General features: G+C 66.8%; 15 protein-coding genes. All 15 read right to left on the bottom strand.

Annotated features, from left to right (window positions below):
• Positions 1-50: 50 nt before the first annotated feature.
• The 15 genes from AAID08_RS15700 to AAID08_RS15770 all read right to left on the bottom strand — a co-directional run bounded on the left by AAID08_RS15700 (position 51) and on the right by AAID08_RS15770 (position 20,008).
• Positions 51-1,391: a carotenoid oxygenase family protein gene (locus AAID08_RS15700; protein WP_064522843.1), complete on the bottom strand. Its 1,341-nt coding sequence runs from the start codon at positions 1,389-1,391 to the stop codon at positions 51-53.
• Between the two features lie 78 nt (positions 1,392-1,469).
• On the bottom strand, positions 1,470-2,039 hold the full coding sequence (locus AAID08_RS15705) for a DUF6708 domain-containing protein (protein WP_395756583.1): 570 nt from the start codon (positions 2,037-2,039) through the stop codon (positions 1,470-1,472).
• Complete coding sequence (locus tag AAID08_RS15710) at positions 1,955-2,380, bottom strand: hypothetical protein (RefSeq protein WP_395756584.1); 426 nt, start codon at positions 2,378-2,380, stop codon at positions 1,955-1,957. Before AAID08_RS15710 ends, AAID08_RS15705 begins: the two co-directional genes overlap by 85 nt.
• 122 nt (positions 2,381-2,502) lie before the next feature.
• Positions 2,503-3,561 carry a hypothetical protein gene (locus AAID08_RS15715; protein WP_395756585.1) on the bottom strand — a complete coding sequence of 353 codons (1,059 nt, stop codon included), beginning with the start codon at positions 3,559-3,561 and terminating at the stop codon, positions 2,503-2,505.
• Positions 3,561-6,734, bottom strand: a complete 3,174-nt coding sequence (locus AAID08_RS15720; protein WP_395756586.1) for a toxin VasX — start codon at positions 6,732-6,734, stop codon at positions 3,561-3,563. Before AAID08_RS15720 ends, AAID08_RS15715 begins: the two co-directional genes overlap by 1 nt.
• Positions 6,718-7,704, bottom strand: coding sequence for a DUF4123 domain-containing protein (locus tag AAID08_RS15725; protein WP_054504410.1), 987 nt, complete (start codon positions 7,702-7,704; stop codon positions 6,718-6,720). The genes AAID08_RS15720 and AAID08_RS15725 overlap by 17 nt, the downstream gene beginning before the upstream one ends.
• Complete coding sequence (locus AAID08_RS15730) at positions 7,697-10,390, bottom strand: type VI secretion system Vgr family protein (RefSeq protein WP_395756587.1); 2,694 nt, start codon at positions 10,388-10,390, stop codon at positions 7,697-7,699. The genes AAID08_RS15725 and AAID08_RS15730 overlap by 8 nt, the downstream gene beginning before the upstream one ends.
• A 16-nt stretch (positions 10,391-10,406) precedes the next feature.
• Positions 10,407-13,091 (bottom strand): type VI secretion system ATPase TssH, encoded by a 2,685-nt coding sequence (gene tssH / locus AAID08_RS15735; RefSeq protein WP_395756588.1) that lies wholly within the window; start codon positions 13,089-13,091, stop codon positions 10,407-10,409.
• 19 nt (positions 13,092-13,110) lie between these two features.
• Positions 13,111-14,211, bottom strand: coding sequence for a type VI secretion system baseplate subunit TssG (gene tssG, locus AAID08_RS15740; RefSeq protein WP_054504452.1), 1,101 nt, complete (start codon positions 14,209-14,211; stop codon positions 13,111-13,113).
• Complete coding sequence (gene tssF, locus AAID08_RS15745; protein WP_395756589.1) at positions 14,175-16,013, bottom strand: type VI secretion system baseplate subunit TssF; 1,839 nt, start codon at positions 16,011-16,013, stop codon at positions 14,175-14,177. The genes tssG and tssF overlap by 37 nt, the downstream gene beginning before the upstream one ends.
• A 53-nt stretch (positions 16,014-16,066) precedes the next feature.
• Positions 16,067-16,552: a type VI secretion system baseplate subunit TssE gene (gene tssE, locus AAID08_RS15750; RefSeq protein WP_054504406.1), complete on the bottom strand. Its 486-nt coding sequence runs from the start codon at positions 16,550-16,552 to the stop codon at positions 16,067-16,069.
• 70 nt (positions 16,553-16,622) lie between these two features.
• Positions 16,623-17,126, bottom strand: coding sequence for a type VI secretion system tube protein Hcp (locus AAID08_RS15755; protein WP_006384074.1), 504 nt, complete (start codon positions 17,124-17,126; stop codon positions 16,623-16,625).
• 40 nt (positions 17,127-17,166) lie between these two features.
• A complete protein-coding gene (tssC, locus tag AAID08_RS15760; protein WP_175166913.1) occupies positions 17,167-18,657 on the bottom strand; it encodes a type VI secretion system contractile sheath large subunit in 1,491 nt (496 codons plus the stop codon).
• Complete coding sequence (gene tssB / locus AAID08_RS15765; RefSeq protein ID WP_054504404.1) at positions 18,650-19,174, bottom strand: type VI secretion system contractile sheath small subunit; 525 nt, start codon at positions 19,172-19,174, stop codon at positions 18,650-18,652. Before tssB ends, tssC begins: the two co-directional genes overlap by 8 nt.
• 66 nt (positions 19,175-19,240) lie before the next feature.
• Complete coding sequence (locus tag AAID08_RS15770) at positions 19,241-20,008, bottom strand: hypothetical protein (protein WP_395756590.1); 768 nt, start codon at positions 20,006-20,008, stop codon at positions 19,241-19,243.
• Between the last annotated feature and the right edge of the window lie 153 nt (positions 20,009-20,161).

Below are 20,161 nucleotides of genomic sequence, written 5' to 3' on the forward strand. Positions count from 1 at the left end.
TATAGGGACTGGCGCGGACGCCGGCCGGGACGGGCGCCCGGCCGCTGCCCTCACGCGCCGCCCGCCTCCCGCGGCAACCACGCGCCATGAAAACCCGCCGGAATCCGGCGCGGCAGGCGCACCGTGGCCACCGGTCCGGCGCCGATGTCGCGCCCATCCAGCACCACCACATCGCTGCGGTCGCCCTCCTGCCGGTAGACACACACCAGCACCCAACCGTCATCCTCGTCCCGCGCGCCGGGGCGCGGCACGAACACCGGTTCGCTGTTCTGGTCGCCCGGCGGCACCGAATACCTCTGCCGCGCGCCCGTCTCCAGGTCATAGCGCAGCACCCCGCGCATCTCGCGATTATTAGGCTGATGCACCGCGTAGGCGTAGCGGTAGGCGTGGCCGGTGCGGCTTTCGTTGATGCGCGGCAATTCGATGCCGGCATCATCGAGCGCGCGTTCGCTGACGCGGCCGCCGGCCAGGTCGATCACGTAGCGCCACAGCACGCCCAGCGGGTTTTCCTCGAACGCGGCGCCGTCGCGCGCCAGCCGCAGGTAATGCGGATAGCGCACCACGTCCAGCACCAGCGTGGCGTCATCGGCCTCATGGGCGTTGACCACGTGCTGGATGAAACACGGCGCCACCTCGAACCAGCGCACCGGCCCGCCGTGGCGCGGGATCACGCCCAGGCGCGATTGGCGCTCGTCGTGCCAGCGCAGCGGCATGCGGTGGCCGCGCGACAGCATCGAGAAGTCGTAGGCCACGTTCAGGTCGAGCAGGATGCTGTGGCGGGCGGTGATGGCCATGTCGTGCATCATCGACGGCCCCGGCACCTCGATCAGCTGGTCCAGCAGCGGCTGGCCGTCGGCGCCCGTCACGCCGTAGCGCAGCCAGGGGCGCTCCCAATGGGCGCGAAAGCTTATCAGCTCGCCTGTGGCGGGATCGATCTTGGGATGCGCGGTCATGCCGCCGGCCAGGCCGGGATGGCGGCGGCTGGCGCCCAGGAAGTCCAGCCCCGCCGTCATCGCCAGCGGCGCGCCGCCTTCGGCCAGCGCCAGGGTCTCGCCGGCATGGCGCAGCACATTGACGTTGGGATTGGTGTCGGGCAGGTCGGCGGCCAGCGTCGGCGCGTATTCGCGCGCCCACAGGCGGGTGCGGGCCCAGCGGTTGCGGTAGCCGGTGGCGCGGCCGTCGCGGAAAACGATGGCGTGCAGCATCGCCGGTTGCGGCCACCAGGACAGCACGTCGTTGCCCTCGAAGCGGCCGCGCAGGGGGTTGGGACCGTTGCGCACCAGCGCGCCGTCCAGTTCGGGCGGCAGCGCGCCTTCCACGGGCAGGTCGGTCAGGTCGGTTTCATCGGCAAGCGGCGCGGTGGCGCCGGTGTTCAGGTCGAATAGGGTCATGCCTTGCATCCTTCGGGTGAGAGAAGGATGCAATTTTTACCCGGATTAAATTACGCTGTCAATATTATCCGGATTTAATTAGCGCAAGTCTTCGGGATTCATCGACGCGTCGCGGACATACGGATCGCCCGGTTCGGGCCGCAGTGTCGCCTCGATCTCGGGCGGAAACGCCGGGATGTTGCTGGTGCGCATGACGGCCCAGCGCATGATCGCGTGCAGGTAGTTGAAGGGCGCCAAGATCAGGTAGGCCAGGCCTGGCTGCTGCGCGTCGTTGGCGAAGATGCGCTCCTTGCCGAAGGCAAAGCTCTCGCGCTTGCCGTCGACCGGCATGCAGAACAGCACCGCGTCCAGCACGGCCTGCGGCCCCTCTTCCATGTAGCGGCGCAGGAATTCCCAGTGCGAGTAGGCATTCTCGACGCGGCTGGTGGCGATGCAGAACGCAAAGGTCTCCTTGACCGTGACCCCGTCCTGATCGAGGATCAGTCTGCGGATATCCCGGTTGAGCAAACCGAAGCTGCCCCTGCCCCGTCCCAGCGTGAAATGGATCTTGTCCCACGCTGCGGTCAGCACGGTGCCGTCCAGCCGGAACACATGCACCAGGCGGCGCTTGCGATCCAGCGCGATGGGATAGTAGGTCCAGCGGAACATTCCTTTTGGGCGACCCAGGCGCTCGCCGCGCCCAGCGCCGCGCAAATGGCCATGCCGAAGAAGACGGCTTCCCACAGGCCGTTTTCATTGGGCAGCCGGTCCACCACCAGGATCCAGGCCAGCATCAGGACGCCGCCGACGCCGAAGGCCAGGCCGATCGCCCCCAGCAGCGCCACGAAGCCACGCCAGGCATACCAACGGTCGACCGACAGCAGACTGTTGGAATTCATCCTCACCACGCACAGTTGCGCCAGCAGCGGAACATCCAGCCGCTTTTTCTGCAGCAGTCGGTGCTCACGGTCGAATTCCGTCAGTGGACGGTCGTTGGGAAACTTGGACATGAGTCCGTTGAAATCCATCGGGACCCTCCCTGGGTCAAGGAAAAACGGCGGCAAGACGCCCCCGGCACCGAGCGGGGAATACTCTCGCGTCAGGCGCAAGCGAGTCGGCGTCAACGCGCCAACTACAGGAAAAACGCAAATACCGACACGAACCCGATGGGCAGCGCCACCCAGATCAATAGCCCGAAAACGCTTACCAAGCGCCACCGGCCCAGCATATGCGGCAGCTTGCCTTCAATCGCCAAGCGCTCTTCAGGCGTGGGCGGGATAATGGAATAAGGATTCTCGCCCTCCCACTTCATCGACTCGGCCAACTCCGCCGGCAGCGCCGGACGGCGGCCGTGGCAACGGATCCAGTATTCCAGCCAATTGGGCACGTAATACATGCTCCCGAAGAACCAGAACGCCACCGACTGCAGTCCTCCCTTCAAGCGGTGCCGCCGATCGACCGAGTCCGAGAACAATTCACGGTCCATCCACGCATACGCATTGGCGCGATGATCGGGAATCAGCGCCACCGGCGGCACCTGTGCCGGTTCCCCGTCCATGTAGCATCGAATGAATTCCCAGACCTCCCCCGCCAACTGCGGACTGGCGAACGGACTGGTGGGCGTCACGCCCGTCTTGACACGACGGCTCCCCGGCCACAGCTGCGCCACACGCAACGGATACAGCGCACCCGCGCCGGTCGTGGTGACAACCATGCGGTTGGCAACATAGGGAACAGCCTGGTCATAGTCGACCGCGATCCAGCCCGCCTTCTTTTCCCACGCGTACAGGCGGCGCAGACGGCGACTGATGATCACCGTATCCGGCACGAGCGCGAACGTCAGCTTCAATGCGGTAATCAGGCCGACCAAGGCAAGGACAACGTACAACGTTGCAAATATGAAGAAATCCTGGCCGTAGCCTCGGCCGGTGGGATCGAATTTCACGATGAAATTGATCGCCGTGAAACTCATCAGCAATCCGAACAGATAGGCTACCGCCGCCCCATACCCACGCATGGAATCCCGGGGCGGTACGAGCCGCAGGCATGCCGGGGATATTTCGACGACATGATCATGGCCAGAAGGCGTCGACGTTCCACGCTCTTTTCCCACGGGCAGCAGCCAGCCCCACGCGCCGCTTTTTTCCGGAATTTCATTGCCCACTGATTGCTTCTTGCTGGCTCGATTCATCAAATGTATACCCAAGACTCAAAGCCCGTTTCCAGCTCGGGACGGCTGTGCTCATCCGGCCAATACTTGACCCGCATGCAATAGAATCCGCCCTGCCCCTGGAAAACCTGAAACAGCCCTACGATCTTGACACTCTTGCTGGATCCATCCACTTCCATTTCCGTAGACCGGAACGTCGGCGCCGGGATAAAAGAAGGGGTATCGGTGACCGTGGGTTGTTGCGCATTCCTGGCTGCCACCAGCTTGCGGAATGTATTGGCACCAGCGCGCTCGTTGCGGAAAAACTCGATACTGATTCGGCTCTGCGAGATATACCGCGGAACGGAGACGTGAAAATGGATATAAGCATACCCGCCGCCCCGGGCCCCCGGCATCAGATAGCCTGCCGCCACCAACAAAATGCGCTCCAGCGCCTGCAATTCATCGCGAAGATTGGCGAAGGGAATAGCTGGCGCCGCTTTCTGGCCCCCTGATGCCTTGATCGCGAACGGGTTGGCCTGAGTGTTGGAAAGCTGCTCCTTTTTTCCAAAAACCCCACTATCGAGCCAATACTCCACCGGGAGACGGTTGCCCTCGTCGGTACCCGCCGCATTGATGGCGGTCCAGATCGCCACGCCCAGCGCGGCGACCAGCAACAATGTCCACCCTACCGGGCCCAGCGTAACGCCCAACACCGTGGCCACGCCCGCCCCCCCAACGGTCGAAACCGACGCCATGGTCAGCCCATAAGACGCCCCGCCAGCGATGATCGTGGCCAACCCGGACGCGCTGCTCCAATACGCGGAGCGGGTATTCTTCCCCTGATATATCTTGTACGAAGCGCCGATCAGCGTCGCCCCTCCTTCGAGGACGCCGGCGAACAGGCCAAGCCTCGCGCCCATTGTGGTTACCTTCTTGGCGGCGGTCTGCGACACCAACGCCACTATCGTGGTGGACATGTCCATACCCACACTGACCAGCGCCAGGACATTGGCCGCGACTCCCGCGCCGCTCACCATCCTGTCGTCGAGGCCCGCGTCCTCCTTGAGCATCGCGTTCAACGCATTCATTGCGCCTTGAACCTGGAAGAACATAATGCCCGCCCCCAACACCGTTCCCGCCATGGAACCAGCCAGGGCCACTCGCGTCTCCAGATAAGGATTGACCTGGGCCGGATTGCGCGTGGGCAACTCCAGCTCCTGCAGTGGCGTACCCCCTGCCAACGCCCTGCTCAAGGTCTGGCCCTGTTCCAGCTTCTGGACCGTGAACGCGACTACGCTTGCGATGGTCGTCTTCTCCGAGGGGAGATCGAGATAGACGCCTCTTCCAACAGACTCCGATAGGCTGAGTCCTTTCTGCCCTAGGTTGCCCGGTTGGGACAAATAGCCGCGACCGGCAGGCAGCGCATCTCCCAAGGTAACGGGCGCAGCACCTTTCAAGGGCTTGGTGGCAGCCTCTTCGACCAAACGTTTGATCTCCTCCAGCGGACCGCTGAGGATTGTTGGTTTCACCAGCAAGTCTTCGCGCGTCACCAAGGTCATGGCGACTCCACGCATCAACCGGTTATAGGTCTTGATGTCTTTAACCAGCAGCCTGGCCAACTGCCCCGAAACCGTTTCCACCAGCGCCGCAGTCGCCTCGTTGTAACGGCGCTTGGCCCTCAAGACTTCACGCAAAGTGTCGATTTTTTTCGCGTACTCCTGGCTGAACTCCTTGCTCATGTCGACCGCAGCCTTGATCGTGGTGATCGCTTCGTCAACCGACGAAGTGTCAGCCAGCAATTTCAGGAAATCAGGGTTCCCGGCAGCCAGACTACGGTAGTACCAATTGTCAGGGGATTCGATAGGCAACTTCCAGAGTTCGCCCCAGATCTGGTTTCGTTCCCGTTCCGTATGACCGGACCCGGCCACGCACGATGCAGCCATGAACTCACGCCGCACGCCGGCCATTTCGTCTTTGTCGTGAAAATCCGAACGCTGCTGCTGCTTCCAGCATGGACTTCCCATCCATGTGCAGAACAGGGCACTGACGCTCTCGATCTGGTTCATCAGCGAAACCCTGCCCTCGCTGTCGGCAAGCGAACTCTGCCATGCGCCGGTGTCGATATTGCGCTGGTAGCGCTCCGGCCCATAATTAGGCGCCCAGAACGGCCCCGGATTGGCCTTGGCGCTCAAGCACATCCCTTGGATGATATCGGCGATGACACGCTTGCGAGCACGCTCCGGGTCGAGCGCCCCCTCCAGTTCCGACGCCCGCGCCGCCGCGATATTGCGCCGCAGATTCAACTCCTGCACGATCCCCACCGGATCGGGCAGCACCAGCCCCACCCCCCACTGCAACGCTGGCAGCTTCGAATTCACCGCCCACATGAACGACGTCAGCAACTGCGGTTCCGGCTCGGCGCGCAGCTGCAGCGGGTTGTGCAGCCCCGCGTTCAGGCAGCGCTGCACGTCCGCCGGCGCGTAGTCGGCGACGATCTCCGTGATGTCTGGCATGGTCAGCTTGCAGGTGTTGGGCGCGGTGCTGCCCGGCCCCACCTTGCCGTCGGCAATGTCCTTGACGTTCAGCTCGGTCATCCGCGCCGTGCGGCAGCCGTCCTTGTCGTCTTCGTAATCCTTGCGGGTCTCCCTGTCCCAGACGTAGCGGCTGTAGGCGATCCAGACCTTGGGGCTGCGCACGTGATCGATGGTGATGAACTGCGTGGTGGTGTTGTTGTGCCCCTCCGACGAGCAGGCCTCGGACAGCGGCTTGGTGGTTTCGGCGTCCTCCGGCATCTTGGCGACCGGGATCTTGCGGTAGTAGCCCTTCTTGTCGAGCAGGTAGCCGTCCCAGGTCTTGTCCTGCTTGAGCACGTACAGGTAGCCGGCGGCGGGCACGCGCACGAAATAGGTTTCCACCGGCAGCCCGGCGGGGTCGAAGCGCGGATCGAACAGCCGCACCTTGGCGTGCGCGTTCAGTTTTTTTTCCAGCCAGGTGCTGTACATGCGATGGGCAGGAATCTCCCATTGCGTATTGCTGGCGCCGCCATGCTCGCTATTGGCCCAGGCTTCGCGCACCATGGGGCGCGGCAACGGCGCCGGCACCAGCGGCATGATCGCCACGCCGCCCTGCTTGTCGCAGTTGATGCACTTGCCCTTGGTTTCGCCGCAGGTATTCGCCGCCGCGGCGCAGCGCGCGTTAGAAAGCTCCGCCATCCCTCACCTCTGTCTGCTCCGATTCGGATGCCTCGCCGGTCCATTGCCGCACGCGGTTCCATTGTTCTTGCGTGATGTCGTTCAGGGCCGCCACCGCCGCGATGCCGTTGGCCTGCACCGTCGCCATGGCGTGGCGGATATCCGGGTGCTGGTCGAAGTGCGGGTGCACCAACAAACCATGCAGCGTGTAGTCGACGATGTCGGTATCCGTCTCCAGCCCCCAACGCGCCTGGGCGCGCGCCACCAGCCGGTCTGCGCGCGCGCGCAGACCGGCCTCGGCCATGTGGTGGCCGGCCTCGGCCAAGGCGTCGAGCGCCTGGTTGACCCAGCCGGCACGTTCAAGCACGGCGCACTGCGCGTGATCGAGCACCAGCGGCGCGGCCGGGCCGGCTTGCGCCACGCCGGCCGTCGCTGGCCGTTCGTACTGGAGTTCCAGTTCGCCGGCGGCGCGGCCCGGCCGCCAGCAGGCCTGGACCGGTGCCAGCCATTGGGCCATCTGGTCGCTGGACAGCACTTGCGCCAGGACTTCAGCGACGCGCGGATCCCAATGGCGCAGCGTCACCGGGTCGACGCGATCCGGCACGAGGCAACGCGCCATGCGGGCCAGATGCCGGGCCAGCACGGAGGCTACCAAGGGACTGGCGATCCAGCCACAGACCGGCCGATGCGTCTGTCCAGGACCGGCTGCCGCGCAAGCCGCCTGGACAGACAGCTCGATGGCGTCATCGCGACCGAACTCGCCCAATTCGAGCAGATAGGGGCAGTGCTCGGGCAGGAAGCGGCTGCGATCGAGCGGCAATGCCACAGCCTGCCCGCGGTGCGCGGCATGGGCCAGCGGATCCTCGATAGTGGGGTCGATCAGCACATAGAGCCGGCTGTGCTGCGGGCGTGAAGCCGCGGCCAGCAGTTGCTGATAGAGCCGCGCGCAGGCGGCCCGGTCCGCGTCGTGGAGAAAGTCGCCATCAAACAAAGGCCGACCCTCCCGCCGCGGCGCTATTCACCTTGCTCGGGCAATCCTTGAATTCCCCCGAGGGCAGCGCCAAGTCGCCACTGGCGGTCTGCGGCCCCACCCAGCTATGCGCGCTCGCCTTGAGCTCGACCTTGCCCGGCGCGTGCAACTGGATACCGCCGCCCTCCAGGCGCAGATAGGCGCCGCCGGCGGTGGCGAGCACGCGCTGCCTGGCCTGCACCATCACGGCCGCGCTGGCCGAGGCAAAGGTCACCGCCTTCTCTGCCGTCAGGGTCATCTTGGCGCCCTGGCTGTGCAGGCGCAGCTTGCCGCCCGCCGCGTGCAACCGCAGGCCACGGTCCTTCACCGGGCGGCTACCGCCCGCCTCGTGGCCCGCCGTGAACAGCACCACGCCGGCCGCCACGCCCACCGCCAGGTTGGCGCTGCTGACCCAGTTCACGTCCGGCGCCACCTGTGCCAGCGTGCCGCCGGCCACCAGGAAGGCGTTGCCCGGGGTGTATTGGCCGATGCCGCTGGGCGCGCTGACCTGGATATGCGGTTCGCTATAGGCCGCGACCTTGGCCCCGCCCCCCTGCGCGCGGGGGTCGTCCTGGGTCGCCTCGACCACGTCCCGCACATGCTCCAGCGCCTCGTGCGCCGGCAGCGCCTGCGGATCCCCCTCCAGGAAAGCCTTCTGCTTGACCGCGATGTCGCCCAGTTCCCTGGCTGACTCGAGCGCGGCCTCGATCTGCTTGGCCGCCTCCGCGCTGTCCAGCAGCGCGCCGTCGGCGTTCTCGCGCAGGTCGGCGCTGATCAACAGGCCCTGGCCGCCACGCAGCGCCACGGCCTCCTTGGTCGACAGCTCGGCGCCGTGGCCCAGGTCCTGCAGGCGTTCGTTGTCGCGCTGTTGTTTGACGTGGCCCAGGTTCAGGCGCGAATCGGCCTGCGTGGTCGATGCAGTCAGGCGCGACTGGCCCGGCGTGTCGTCGTGCACCAGTTGGTTGTAGCCGCCGGTGCCCGCGCCGCTGGTCGCCAGCGCCTGGGTCTTGAAGCCCGACATGACCGCGTTGTGGGCGTGGCCCTCGCTGGCGCCCGCGAACCAGGCCGGCGCATTGCCGGTGGCGTTGGCGCCGCCCGCCTGCACCTTGTTGTGCGCGGCATCCTCGGCGCCCTCGCCGTTGTAGAGCGCGCCCACCACCACCGGACGGTCGATATCGCCGTGCAGGAATTCCACCAGCACTTCCTGGCCCACGCGCGGCACGAAATGGCCGCCCCAGTCGCCGCCGGCGACCGGCTCGGCCACCCGCACCCAGGTGCCCAGCTCATCCTTGGCGGGCGCGTTCTCATCGCCTGATGGATGCGCCATCCGGCTGCTGGAAGCCTTGCCGCGCTGCCAATGGAACTGCACCTTGATGCGGTGGTCTCGGTCGGTGTGCACCGGTTCCTCGGCGCCGATCACCAGGGCGGTCTGCGCGCCGAACACCGTGGGACGGGGATGCAGGCGCTCGCCGTGGCCATCCTGCGTCGCGGGACGGAATTCGGTGTCGCTGCCGATGCAGGTGAAGGTGTTGCGATAGAAATCGGCGTCGTCGCCGTCGTCGCCCCCCAAAGCCTCGCTGACGGCGCGCCCCATGTCGGCGTCGAAGTTGTTGCGGGCCTGGTGCGTGATCGCGATCACCACGAACGCGGACGGACCGCCCTGCTGATAGTGGCCGGTCAGCGTGAAGCGCTGGCCTGGCGCCAGCGTGCGCACCGTGCCGGCGCCCTCGACGCTCTGCTGGCGCACGCGCAGGGCCGCCAGCGCGTTGTGCGCCAGCCGCTCGCCCTGCGCGCTGTCTTCGTAGGCGTACTGGCCGGGGTAGTCGTCGCTGACCAGCTCCAACGGGTTCGCCAGCTTGCCGGCGTCCGCCTGCGCCGACACCGGCCGCGCCTGGGCGCTGCGGTAGTCCCAACTGGCCATGCGCACGGCGTTGGTCTGCCAGCGCTGGCGCGGGCTCCAACGCTGGATGCTGTCTTCGGTCTCGGTCACGTCGGCGCGCGCAAAGCGCACGCTGGCCTGCGGACCGGCCTTGAAGGCATCGTTGTGGTCGGCAATGACCAGGGTGTGGCCGTCGTCGGCATGCTCGACCCAGTAGAACAGGCCCTCTTCGGCCAGCAGGCGTTCGATGAAGGCGTAGTCGGTTTCGCGGTACTGGATGGTCAGGCTGCGCTTGGCGTAGACGGCGCGGTCCTTGACCTCCCAGCGCCATTGCGGCGCCAGCGTGCCCTGGCCCTTGTAGTCGCCGAAGATGCTGTCGACGATGTCGATCACCGTCTTGTCCTGATAGGCGAAACTGTCGCGCCGCGCCCGCAGGAACGCCAGCCACGGCTCCACGGTCAGCCCATAGCGCGCCAGCCCGCCGTTGGCGCCCAGGTAACGCACCGCCGTGGCGTGGCCGTGCCACAGGCGCGGCTGCTCGCGGTCCAGCGCGGTCTGCAGGCGCAGGGTGACGGGCTGGCCCATCAGGGCCTTCAACGGGATATGCGCGTCATCGGACAGCGCAGTGATCTCCAGGCGATAGGCGCCGCCGCTCAATTGTTCGGTGGCCGACAGGGTCTCGGCCACCAGGCGGTTATCGCCCAGCGGCGTGCGCAGGTCCAGCAGGCGGTTGGCCTGCGCGATGCCGGCGGTCGACAGGCGGGACAGTCCGGAAGCATCCTGGGGCATGGTCTTGGCTCCGGGCTCAGGTCAGGCGGTAGCGGAAGTCGCCGTTCTTGCCGGCCGTGACGCGGATGCGCGCGATCGCCTCGCCCTGCGCCATGCGGCCCAGCACCTGCTCGGCGATCTGCGGCAACAGCGTGCCGTTCAGGATGTGGTCGACGTTGCGCGCGCCCGTGTCCACCTCGGTGCAGCGCGCCAGCACGGCCTCGACCAGCGCGTCGTCCCAATCGAACACGGCGCGGTGGTTGGCCTGCACCCGCTCGGCGATGCGGGCCAGCTTCAGGCCGATGATGCGCGCCAGGGCGTCGTCGTCCACCGGGTAGTAGGCGATGGTCTTCATGCGGCCCAGGAAGGCCGGCTTGAAGGCCTTGTACAGTTGCGGCGCCAGCAGTTCCTGCAAGGCGTCCGGGTCCGGCCGTTCCTCGGCGGTCTTGTTCAGGCAGGCCTGCATGATGGTCGACGAGCCGACGTTGGAGGTCAGGATGATGAGCGTGTTGCGGAAGTCGATCTCGCGCCCTTCGGCGTCGTCCATCACGCCCTTGTCGAACACCTGGAAGAACAATTCCAGCACGTCGGGATGGGCCTTCTCGATTTCGTCCAGCAGCACCACGCTGTAGGGCTGGCGGCGCACGGCTTCGGTCAACACCCCGCCTTCGCCGTAGCCGACGTAGCCGGGCGGCGAACCCTTCAGACCCGAGACGCTGTGGGCCTCCTGGTATTCGCTCATGTTGATCGTGACCAGCTTGCGCTCGCCGCCGTACAGGATGTCGGCCACCGCCAGCGCGGTCTCGGTCTTGCCCACGCCGGAGGGGCCGACGAACAGGAACACGCCCTTGGGCTTGTTCGGGTCTTCCAGGCCGGCGCGCGCGGTGCGCACGCGCTGGGCGATGGCGTGCAGCGCGTGGTCCTGGCCGATCACGCGTTCGGCCAGCAGCGGCTGCAGTTCCAGCACGGTGCGGATCTCGTCATTGACCATGCGGCCCAGCGGGATGCCGGTCCAGGCCGAGACGATCTCGGCGATCACCTGCGCATCCACGTAGGCCGGCACCAGCGGCGCATCGCCCTGCAGGGCGCGCAGTTGCTGCTGCAACTCGGCCAGTTGCGCCTGGGCGGGCGTCGGCTCGGCGGCCTTGCCGCCGCGGCGCTTGGCGCCCGCTTCGGCGTCGGGCTCCTGGCCCGCGGCTTCCAGCTCCTCGCGCAGCGCGTGGATCTGCCGCACCAGCTCGCTTTCCTGGGCCAGGCGCGCTTCGGCGTCGGCCAGTTGCTGGCGGGTGGCGGCCATTTCCTCGTCCAGTTCGCGCAGGCGGGCCGACTGCGCGGCGCCGGCGGCGGCCTCGCGGCGCAGGGCGGCGCGCTCGGTTTCCTGGCGCGCCAGGCGGTGGCGGGCGTCGTCGATCAGGGCCGGCGTGGCGCTACGGCCCAATGCCACCCGGGCGCAGGCGGTGTCCAGCACACCGACCGCCTTGTCCGGCAATTGGCGGCCGCTGATGTAGCGGTGCGACAGGCGGGCGGCGGCCACAATCGCTTCGTCCAGGATGCGCACGCCGAAATGCTGTTCCATCAGCGGCGCCATGCCGCGCAGCATGCTGGCGGCAAGCGTCTCGCTGGGCTCTTCCACCTTGACCACCTGGAAGCGCCGCGCCAGCGCGGCGTCCTTCTCGAAATACTTCTTGTATTCGCTCCAGGTGGTGGCGGCGATGGTGCGCAGTTCGCCGCGCGCCAGCGCCGGCTTGAGCAGGTTGGCCGCATCGTTCTGGCCGGCCTGCCCGCCTGCGCCGATCATGGTGTGGGCCTCGTCGATGAACAGGATGATGGGCGTGGGGCTTTGCTTGACCTCGTCGATCACGCTTTTCAGGCGGTTCTCGAACTCGCCCTTGACGCTGGCGCCGGCCTGCAAGAGGCCCATGTCCAGCGTGCGCAGCGCCACGCCGGCCAGCGCCGGCGGCACGTCGCCGGCCACGATGCGCAGCGCCAGGCCTTCGACCACCGCGGTCTTGCCGACGCCGGCCTCGCCGGTCAGGATGGGATTGTTCTGGCGACGCCGCGTCAGGATGTCGATCATCTGCCGGATCTCGGCATCGCGGCCGATCACCGGATCGATCTTGCCTTCGCGGGCGCGCTCGGTCAGGTTGGTGGTGTATTGGTCCAGCGCCGGCGTCTTGGACAGGCCGGCGGCGGGCGTGGCGGCCTCGCCCTGCGCGGCGTCATCGCCCAATGCGACGGACTGGCCGGCCTCTTCCGAGCCGGCCGTCAGGGCCGCGAAATCGTGCTTCAGCTCTTCCAGCCGGAACGACTCGAACAGGCGCGAGCCGCGCCGCGCCAGCGCCGCCAGATCGGGCTCGGTCAGCAGCGCCAGCAACAGGTGGCCGGAACGGATGCGGGTGGTCTGCGTGTCCAGCGAGGCGATCAGCCAGGCATGCTCGAACAGGCGCGGCAGGTGCGGCGAAAACACCGGGGTGCGGGTATTGCCGTTCTTGAAGCCGCGGATCTCGGCGTTCAGGTCGGCCTCCAGCACCGAGGCCTCGATGCCGCTGCGGCGCGCCACGATGCTGAAATCGCTGGCGGGCTTTTCCAGCAGCGCCAGGAACAGGTGCTCCAGGTCCACCTCGTAGTGGCCTTGCGCCATGCACAGGCTGGCGGCGCGCTCGGCGGCCTGGCGGCAGGTCTGGTTCAGTTTCCCGATCAGGGTTTTCAGGGGAGTGGCCATGTTCTCGGTTGTCTTGTTCTTAGTGGATGGTGTGCAGTTCGTAGCTGGCGTCGTCGCGGTCCGACGCCGACGGTTCGGTGCAGAGAAAGGAATTCCAGCCCAGGCGCGCGCCGCCGCCCTCGGCGTCGCCGCCCAGCGCGCTGCCGGCGACGTCCTCCTTGGCCATCACCAGGCGCACCTCGTATTCGAAGCTCAGCCCGCCGAACATCGTCAGCAGCTTTTCCAGCGCCTGGGCGCGGGCGCCGCCGGGCAGGAAGTCGGCGAACGCCGACTTGGACAACGGGCCGATCCACAGCCGGATGCGCAAGTCGCGCTGCCAGATGCGGTCGCCCGCCATGGCGGACACGCCCAGCACCGCGCCGGGACGGCCCAACTGGGTGCGGTTCTCGGGCGGCACGTGATACCAGCGGCCGACGAACTGTTCGACCCGCAAGGCCACCTGGAAATAGTCGGCCAGCACCCGCTGCAGGTACGCGGCCGACACCGGCCGCTGCCGCGCCGCCGCCGCGTAGTGCGCCAGCGATTCGTCGAACACGCGGCCCTCGCCCGCATGCAGGCGGTCGCGCAGCGCCGGATGGCCGACCCCGCCCAGCGCCAGCAGCAGCGGCAGGTAGTGATGGTCCTGCTCGGTCTCGTGCCGCAACGGCATGCGGTACTTCTTCCAGGCCGCGTAGAACAGCGCCGCGGCCCGGTTCGAGAAGATGTCGAAGAAAGCGCGCGCGCCGCGATCGCGCGTGGCGCTTTCGCGGTGGCTGAGGATCTCGGAGTAATGCAGCGGCAAGGCGCCCTGCCCGCCCAAGAGGCCGAAGAAGGCCGGCTCGATCTCCACCCGCCCCAGCGTGCCGGCCGCCAGCGCCGCCAGGCGCGCGTCGGCGTCATGCAGGGCCTGGCCGTTCTTGTCGAAGGCCGTCAACCCCGCGATCTCGCTGGCCGGAAAGCCCAGCGATGACGAGTTGACGAAGCGCAGGTGCGCCGGCACGGCATTCTTGGCGCGCGTGCCTTCCTGGCGCGCGAACCACAGTTCCAGCACCCGCACGGCCTGGAAGAACTTGAAGCGCTGCGGCTCGGCCAGCAGCGATTCGATTACGCTAGGATCGCGTCGCCGTTGCATGGAGCACACCGTAGGATCTCTTCCGCGCCGCGGCGCGACAGCACCACCAACTGCACGAAGCTGTTGGCGTGCACGTAAAGGCCGAAGAAGCGGTTGAGCACCGCCACGAAGGCATGCAGGCTGGTGCCCACGAAGTTTTCTTCATTGATCGTCAGCCGGATCTCGATGCCGCGCACGAAGGTCGCGAACGGCTCGCCCGGCATCCAGTGGGTCGCGGGCTTGTAGTCCAGCCCCACCAGTCCTTCGATCTGGCGCGCCGCCACCGCCGCGTGCGACAGGTCGTACAGGCGCAGCGTCTCCTTCAGGGCAGGAAGGCCGCTGTGCACCAGCGACAGGTGGTTCAGCGCCAGGTGCGAGATCAGCCGCCAGTGCGCCGCGCGGCCCTGCTGGAAGCGGTGCGTGTGGGTCGGGCGGCGCAGCATGCGGATCTCGCGCGCCACCGAGCCGCCCTCCAGGAACAGGTCGCCGCCCGGCTGGCCCACCGCCAGGTGCGACGGCAGGTCGCGGTTGGTGCAGGTCAGTTCCAGGCTCAGTGTTTCGGTCTGTGGCAAGGCCGGGTTGAAGTCGATGTCGACGATGGACATCTCCATTTCGTAGCCCGGGCTGCGCTCGGCCACCATCGCATCGCGCCGCGCGGTCCAGTAATGGCTGGCGCCCTCGGGCGTTTCGCCGTGATGCAGCGAATAGAACGGCCGGAACTCCACCACCGAATCGCCCTGCGCGTTCTGCCGCACCAGCCGCACGCGGTCGATGGAATAGACCTCGTAGCCGTAGGCACGGCGGGCGTCGGCCACCACCGGATAGGAGGCCGCCGCATGCGTGACGCGGATGGGATCGGCGCGCTGCTCGAACAGGTTGATCACCGGCGTGCAGCCCAGCCGGAAGTTATCCGCCGACGCCGACTCCAGCAGGCGCGCGGTATTCGAATCGGCGCGCAGCCCCTTGACCGGCAGGTGCAGCGTGAATTCGCGCGCCGGGCCGACCGCGCGCCGCAGCGCCGCTAGGTCGATGTCGACGAAATTGAATTTTTCGGAGAAGACGAAGTACTCGGCCAGCAGCCGATAGGCCGGATGCGAGCTGGCCGGAAAGTCGATCAGCGCGTCGTCCTCGGCCAGCCCCACTTGCGCCAGCGGCACGTCAGGCAGCCGGTTCCAGCGGCCGGGCTGGGTTTCGATGTAAGCCGCCGCGGTGCGCAGGAACAGGCAGTCGCGCAGCGCCGCCACGAACGACGGCTCGCCATGCAGATAGACCCGCAGGCGGTCCACGGCCAGCGTGGCGAAGCTTTGCGTCTCGGCCAGGCAGGCCAGCGTCAGCGACAGCCGGCCGGTCACGCCCGGCGGCAACTGCGTGGCCGATGGCGCGTTGGCGGTCGAGGCGAACGTGGCCTGGCGGATGGCCACCGGCGCCAGGGTCACGTCATAGGCCGTGCGGAAGCGGCAGGCCACGCCGCGCACGGCGTGCGATTTCAATTCGGTGCCCCGCGCCACGCGCACCGGCGCGGTCAATTGCGCCGCCACCCCGCCCATGTCGAACTGCGCGATCGAGCATGACGGAAACGGCCGCAGGTAATGCGGGTACATCACTTCGAACAACGCTTCCGTGAACTCCGGATAGTCGTCGTCCAGCTTCTTGTTGATGCGCGCGCCCAACAGGGCGAACGACTCGATCATGCGTTCGACGTGCGGATCCTCGCAGGTCTCGCCCGATAGCCCCAGGCGCGCGGCGATCTTCGGATAGCGCTGGGCGAAATCCCGCGACGAACCGCGCAGGAACCCCAGCTCGCGTTCGTAGTACGGCAGCAGTTCTTCCATCTTTCCCTTCCTCGCCGGCGGCTGGCCGCCGGCGCCCGCGTGCGTTTATGTTGTCAGGCGGCCGCCGCGGCCTTGGCCCAGCCCTTGCTGACCGAATACTGCAGCGTCGACGGCTGCAGGGTCGCGTCGAACGTCACCGGCTCGTGGGCCGGGCCGACGTCCAGCATCGCGGTGATCGCGAAATACAGCACCGACGTGGCGCGGCCGTCGACCTGCAGCACCACCCGCACGTGCGTCAACCGCGGCTCATGGCGGGCGATGGCCTGCTCCAGCGACCGGCAGATGAATTCCCGGTCGTAGTGGCTGGCCAGGCTGAGCCCGGAGAAATCCGACAGGCCATAGGTCAGGATCGACCGCTGGCAGTTCGGATAGCGCTTGAGCGACGCCTCGGTGAAGACCATGCGGGTATTGAGCAGGGCCTCGATGTCGCGCGCGACGGTTTCCTTGATTTCCTCGACCGACAGGCGGCGCAGCGCGTGCGGCGCCGGGCCGTCCGCCTCGAACAGCTTGTCGAACAGGCTGGGTTCGAATCCCTTCATCACGGACCTCTTTCAGGAAAACCGCGGCCCGGGGACGAGCCGCGGCCTTCGCCTTGCCGCGCGGTCGGGATCAGACCGAGTAGGTCTTGTCGTTCTTGGTCAGGCTCCAGGCGCCCTGGGAATTGCCGCCCTGGTTGCCGCCCACCTTCTGCTGCGTGTACTTCCACTGCACCGCGGCGTACTTGAGCGAGAACGATTCGTGCGGCAGGCCTTCGCTGACCACTTCCGGCGCCACGCGCGAGATGATCACGTACTTGAGCTTGATTTCCAGGTACTTGACGCGGTTGCCTTCGCCGTCGGCGCGCAGGAAGTCGATGGTCACTTCGTCAAACGTCGTGCCGCCCGAGGCGTGCTGGTAGAGCAGCGGGCTGACCACGTCCAGATCCTTGGTGAAGACCATTTCGCCGTGCTCGGTGCGTTCGGCGGTATGGCCGCCCGAGGTCGAGGCGGTGGCCGAACGCGGCTGGATGATCTCGTGGCGCCACGAGCCCACTTCGATCCAGTCCGGGTGGTCCTTGTCCTGGGACTCGCCCTTGAGCGCGGGATTGCCGAATTTGACGTAGATGTCCTTCATTAAAGTACTCTCCGGTTAAAAGCTTTGAATCAGACGGTCATCACGATTTCTGGGCCTGGGCGGGCAGTTCCGCAACCAGGCGCAGGGAAATCGACAGCTCGTCGAGTTGGAAATGCGGCCGCAGGAACGCCACGGCCCGGAACACGCCAGGACGACCCGGCACTTCGGCTACTTGCACCGATGCTTCCCGCAGGGGGAATTGCGCTTTCTGCTCCTGGTTGGCGTTGTCGTCCAGCAGCACGTACTGCGAGACCCAGCGGTTCAGGAAGCTCTCGACCGATTGCGCGGACGCAAAACTGCCGATCTTGTCGCGCATCATCGCCTTCAGGTAGTGGGCCACGCGCGACACGGAGAAGATGTATTGCAACTGCGCCGACAGCACCGCGTTGGCGTTGGCGCTGTCGGTGTTGTACTTCTTGGCCTTCTGCACCGACTGGGCGCCGAAGAACGCGGCGTAGTCGGAGTTCTTGCAGTGCACCAGCGGGATCAGGCCGAGGTCGCTCAGTTCCTTCTCGCGCCGGTCGGTGATGGCGATTTCGGTCGGGCACTTCAGCGCGATCTCGCCGTCGTCGGTCTTGAAGGTGTGCGTCGGCAGGTTCTCGACCAGGCCGCCGCCTTCGACGCCGCGGATTGCCGCGCACCAGCCGAAGTCGGCAAAGGCCGCGGTCAGGCGCGCGCCGAAGGCCCAGGCGGCGTTGCACCACAGGTACTTGGAATGGTCGGTGCCGTCGACGTCCTCGACGAAGTTGAAGCCTTCCACCGAGGTGCCCTCTTTCGGGTCGTACGGCAGGCGGCCCAGGAAGCGCGGCATGGTCAGGCCGACGTAGCGCGAGTCCTCGGAATCGCGGAAGCTGCGCCACTTGGTGTATTCGACGGTGTCGAACACCTTGGCCAGGTCGCGCGGCCGGCCCAGGTCGGCGAAGCTGTCCAGGCCAAGCAGTTCGGGCGAGGCCGAGGCGATGAACGGGGCGTGCGAGGCCGCGGCCACGTGCGACATCTGCTCGATGAAGTACATGTCCTCGGGCTGGCGGGTGATCTCGAAGTTGCCCAGCAGCGCGCCAAATGGCGAGCCGCCGAAGGTGCCGAATTCTTCCTCGTAGACCTTCTTGAACATCAGGCTCTGGTCGAAGTCGATGGCGGTCTGGAAGTCGCGCACCAGGTCGCGCTTGGTGACGTTGAGCACCTTGATCTTGAGCATCGGCCCGGTATTGCTTTCCTGGCACAGGTAATGCAGGCCGCGCCAGGTGCTTTCGAGCTTCTGGAACTCGGCGCCGTGCATGACTTCGCTGAGCTGGGCCGAGATCAGGCGGTCCAGCTCGGCCACGCGGGCGTCGAGCATGGCCGACAGATTGTCCGACACCACCACGGTGCCCTTCATGACTTCGCGCGCCAGTTCGCCGATCAGGTCCTTGGCGCGATCGTGTTCGGCAGTGGATTTGGCCACCCGGCTCTGCTCGACGATCTGGTCGAGCAGGCCCGAGTCGGCGGCGGCCGGGGCGGCCGCGTTCTGCGCGGCGGCGGAATTACTCATTGCTGCCTCCCTTGCCGTCCTTGCCGGCTTCGCTGGTCAGTTGCTGCAGTTTTTCCGTGCTGCTGAGCACCTCGCCCAGCAGGTCTTCCAGCTTGTCGTTGCCGGCCAGCTTGTTGCGCAGGTCGGCCAGCTTGGTGCGGATCTCCAGCAATTCCTTGAGCGGTTCGATCTGCTGCACCACCGCCTCGGGCCGGAAGTCCTCGATCGAGCGGAACTTCAGGTCGACGCCGAAGGTGCCGCCCTCTTCCGTCAGGCGGTTCTTGACGCGATAGGCGGCGCGCGGCTCCAGGCCGCGCATCACGTCGTCGAAGTTGTCGACGTCGATGTTGACGAACTTGCGGTCCTTCAGGCGCGGCAGCTCGGCTTCCGACTGGGCGCTGAAGTCGCCCACCACACCCACGACGAAGGGCAGTTCCTTTTGCTCGATCGCGTCGCCCTTCTCGACGTCATAGGTCAACTGGACGCGCGGCGGGCGTACTTTCTGGAGTCTTTTCTGAACGCTTTCTTTCTTAGCCATGGGGGCTCCAAGCGGGTGCGTATTGACGATGGCAAGCGGACCCGGCCAGCCGGGTCCGGCGGCCGATCAGGGTTTGTTGAGGAGGTTGCCGAACGGATCCGGCGCGCGGCCCGATGCGGGCGGAGGCGTCTGGGCGGACGAGGCGGCGCCGCCAGACTGCGCCGGCCTGGCCGCGGGCGTCGCGGGGGTGTTGGCGGCCGAGGCCGGCGCGCCGCTCGTGGCGGGCGTACCGGCTGCGGGCGTACCGGTTGCGGGCGTACCGGCTGCGGGCGTACCGGCTGCGGGCGTACCAGCTGCGGGCGTGCCCGTGCCGGCGGCGCCTTCGTTGCGCGGCTTGGGCGGACGCGCGCCGCCGCCGCGCGGCGGCTTGCGGCCCTCGGGGAACAACACGTCCTGGCCCAGCGTCTCGCGCATGGCGGCGGCCAGGGCCACCGCGTCGCTGCGGGCATTGCCGGCCAGCAGCGCGTCGGCGCGCAGGTCCGCCAGCGACTGCATCGCGACCCGCAGGCCGCCCACGGCGCGCACCGTCTTGGCGGTGAAATCGTTCGAATCGCGGTTCAGCGCCTCGTCGGCGGCGACGATGGCTTCCCCGTACTTCTGCTCGTCAAAGCGGATCTTGGCGATATACGACCAGGGCTCGCCGCGCGAGGGGTTGCGTTGTGCGATTTCCTGGAATTGGGCCACGGCCTCGTCGCCGCCCTTGTTGGCCAGCGTCTCCGTGGCCTGGGTGATCGACTGCTTGTATTCAGCGTCCGTCTGGGGCTTGCTGGTGGTGGCGCAACCGGCCATTAACGCCACCATGCCACCTATGAGGAAATACCGGGAAAGTTGCATTTTTTGGGCACGTGTCTGATGTAACCAAGGGCCGCGTATTTCAACAACTTTTTGTTAGTACACCACTACAGGGCATTACGTCATGTAACTCACGCCGAAATGTCGCTCAACGTGCCGTCATCTGTATGCCGTCGCAATGATCCGGTATAAAGA

Source organism: Achromobacter sp. EB05 (genome assembly GCF_044232075.1).
Taxonomy (GTDB): domain Bacteria; phylum Pseudomonadota; class Gammaproteobacteria; order Burkholderiales; family Burkholderiaceae_B; genus Achromobacter; species Achromobacter dolens.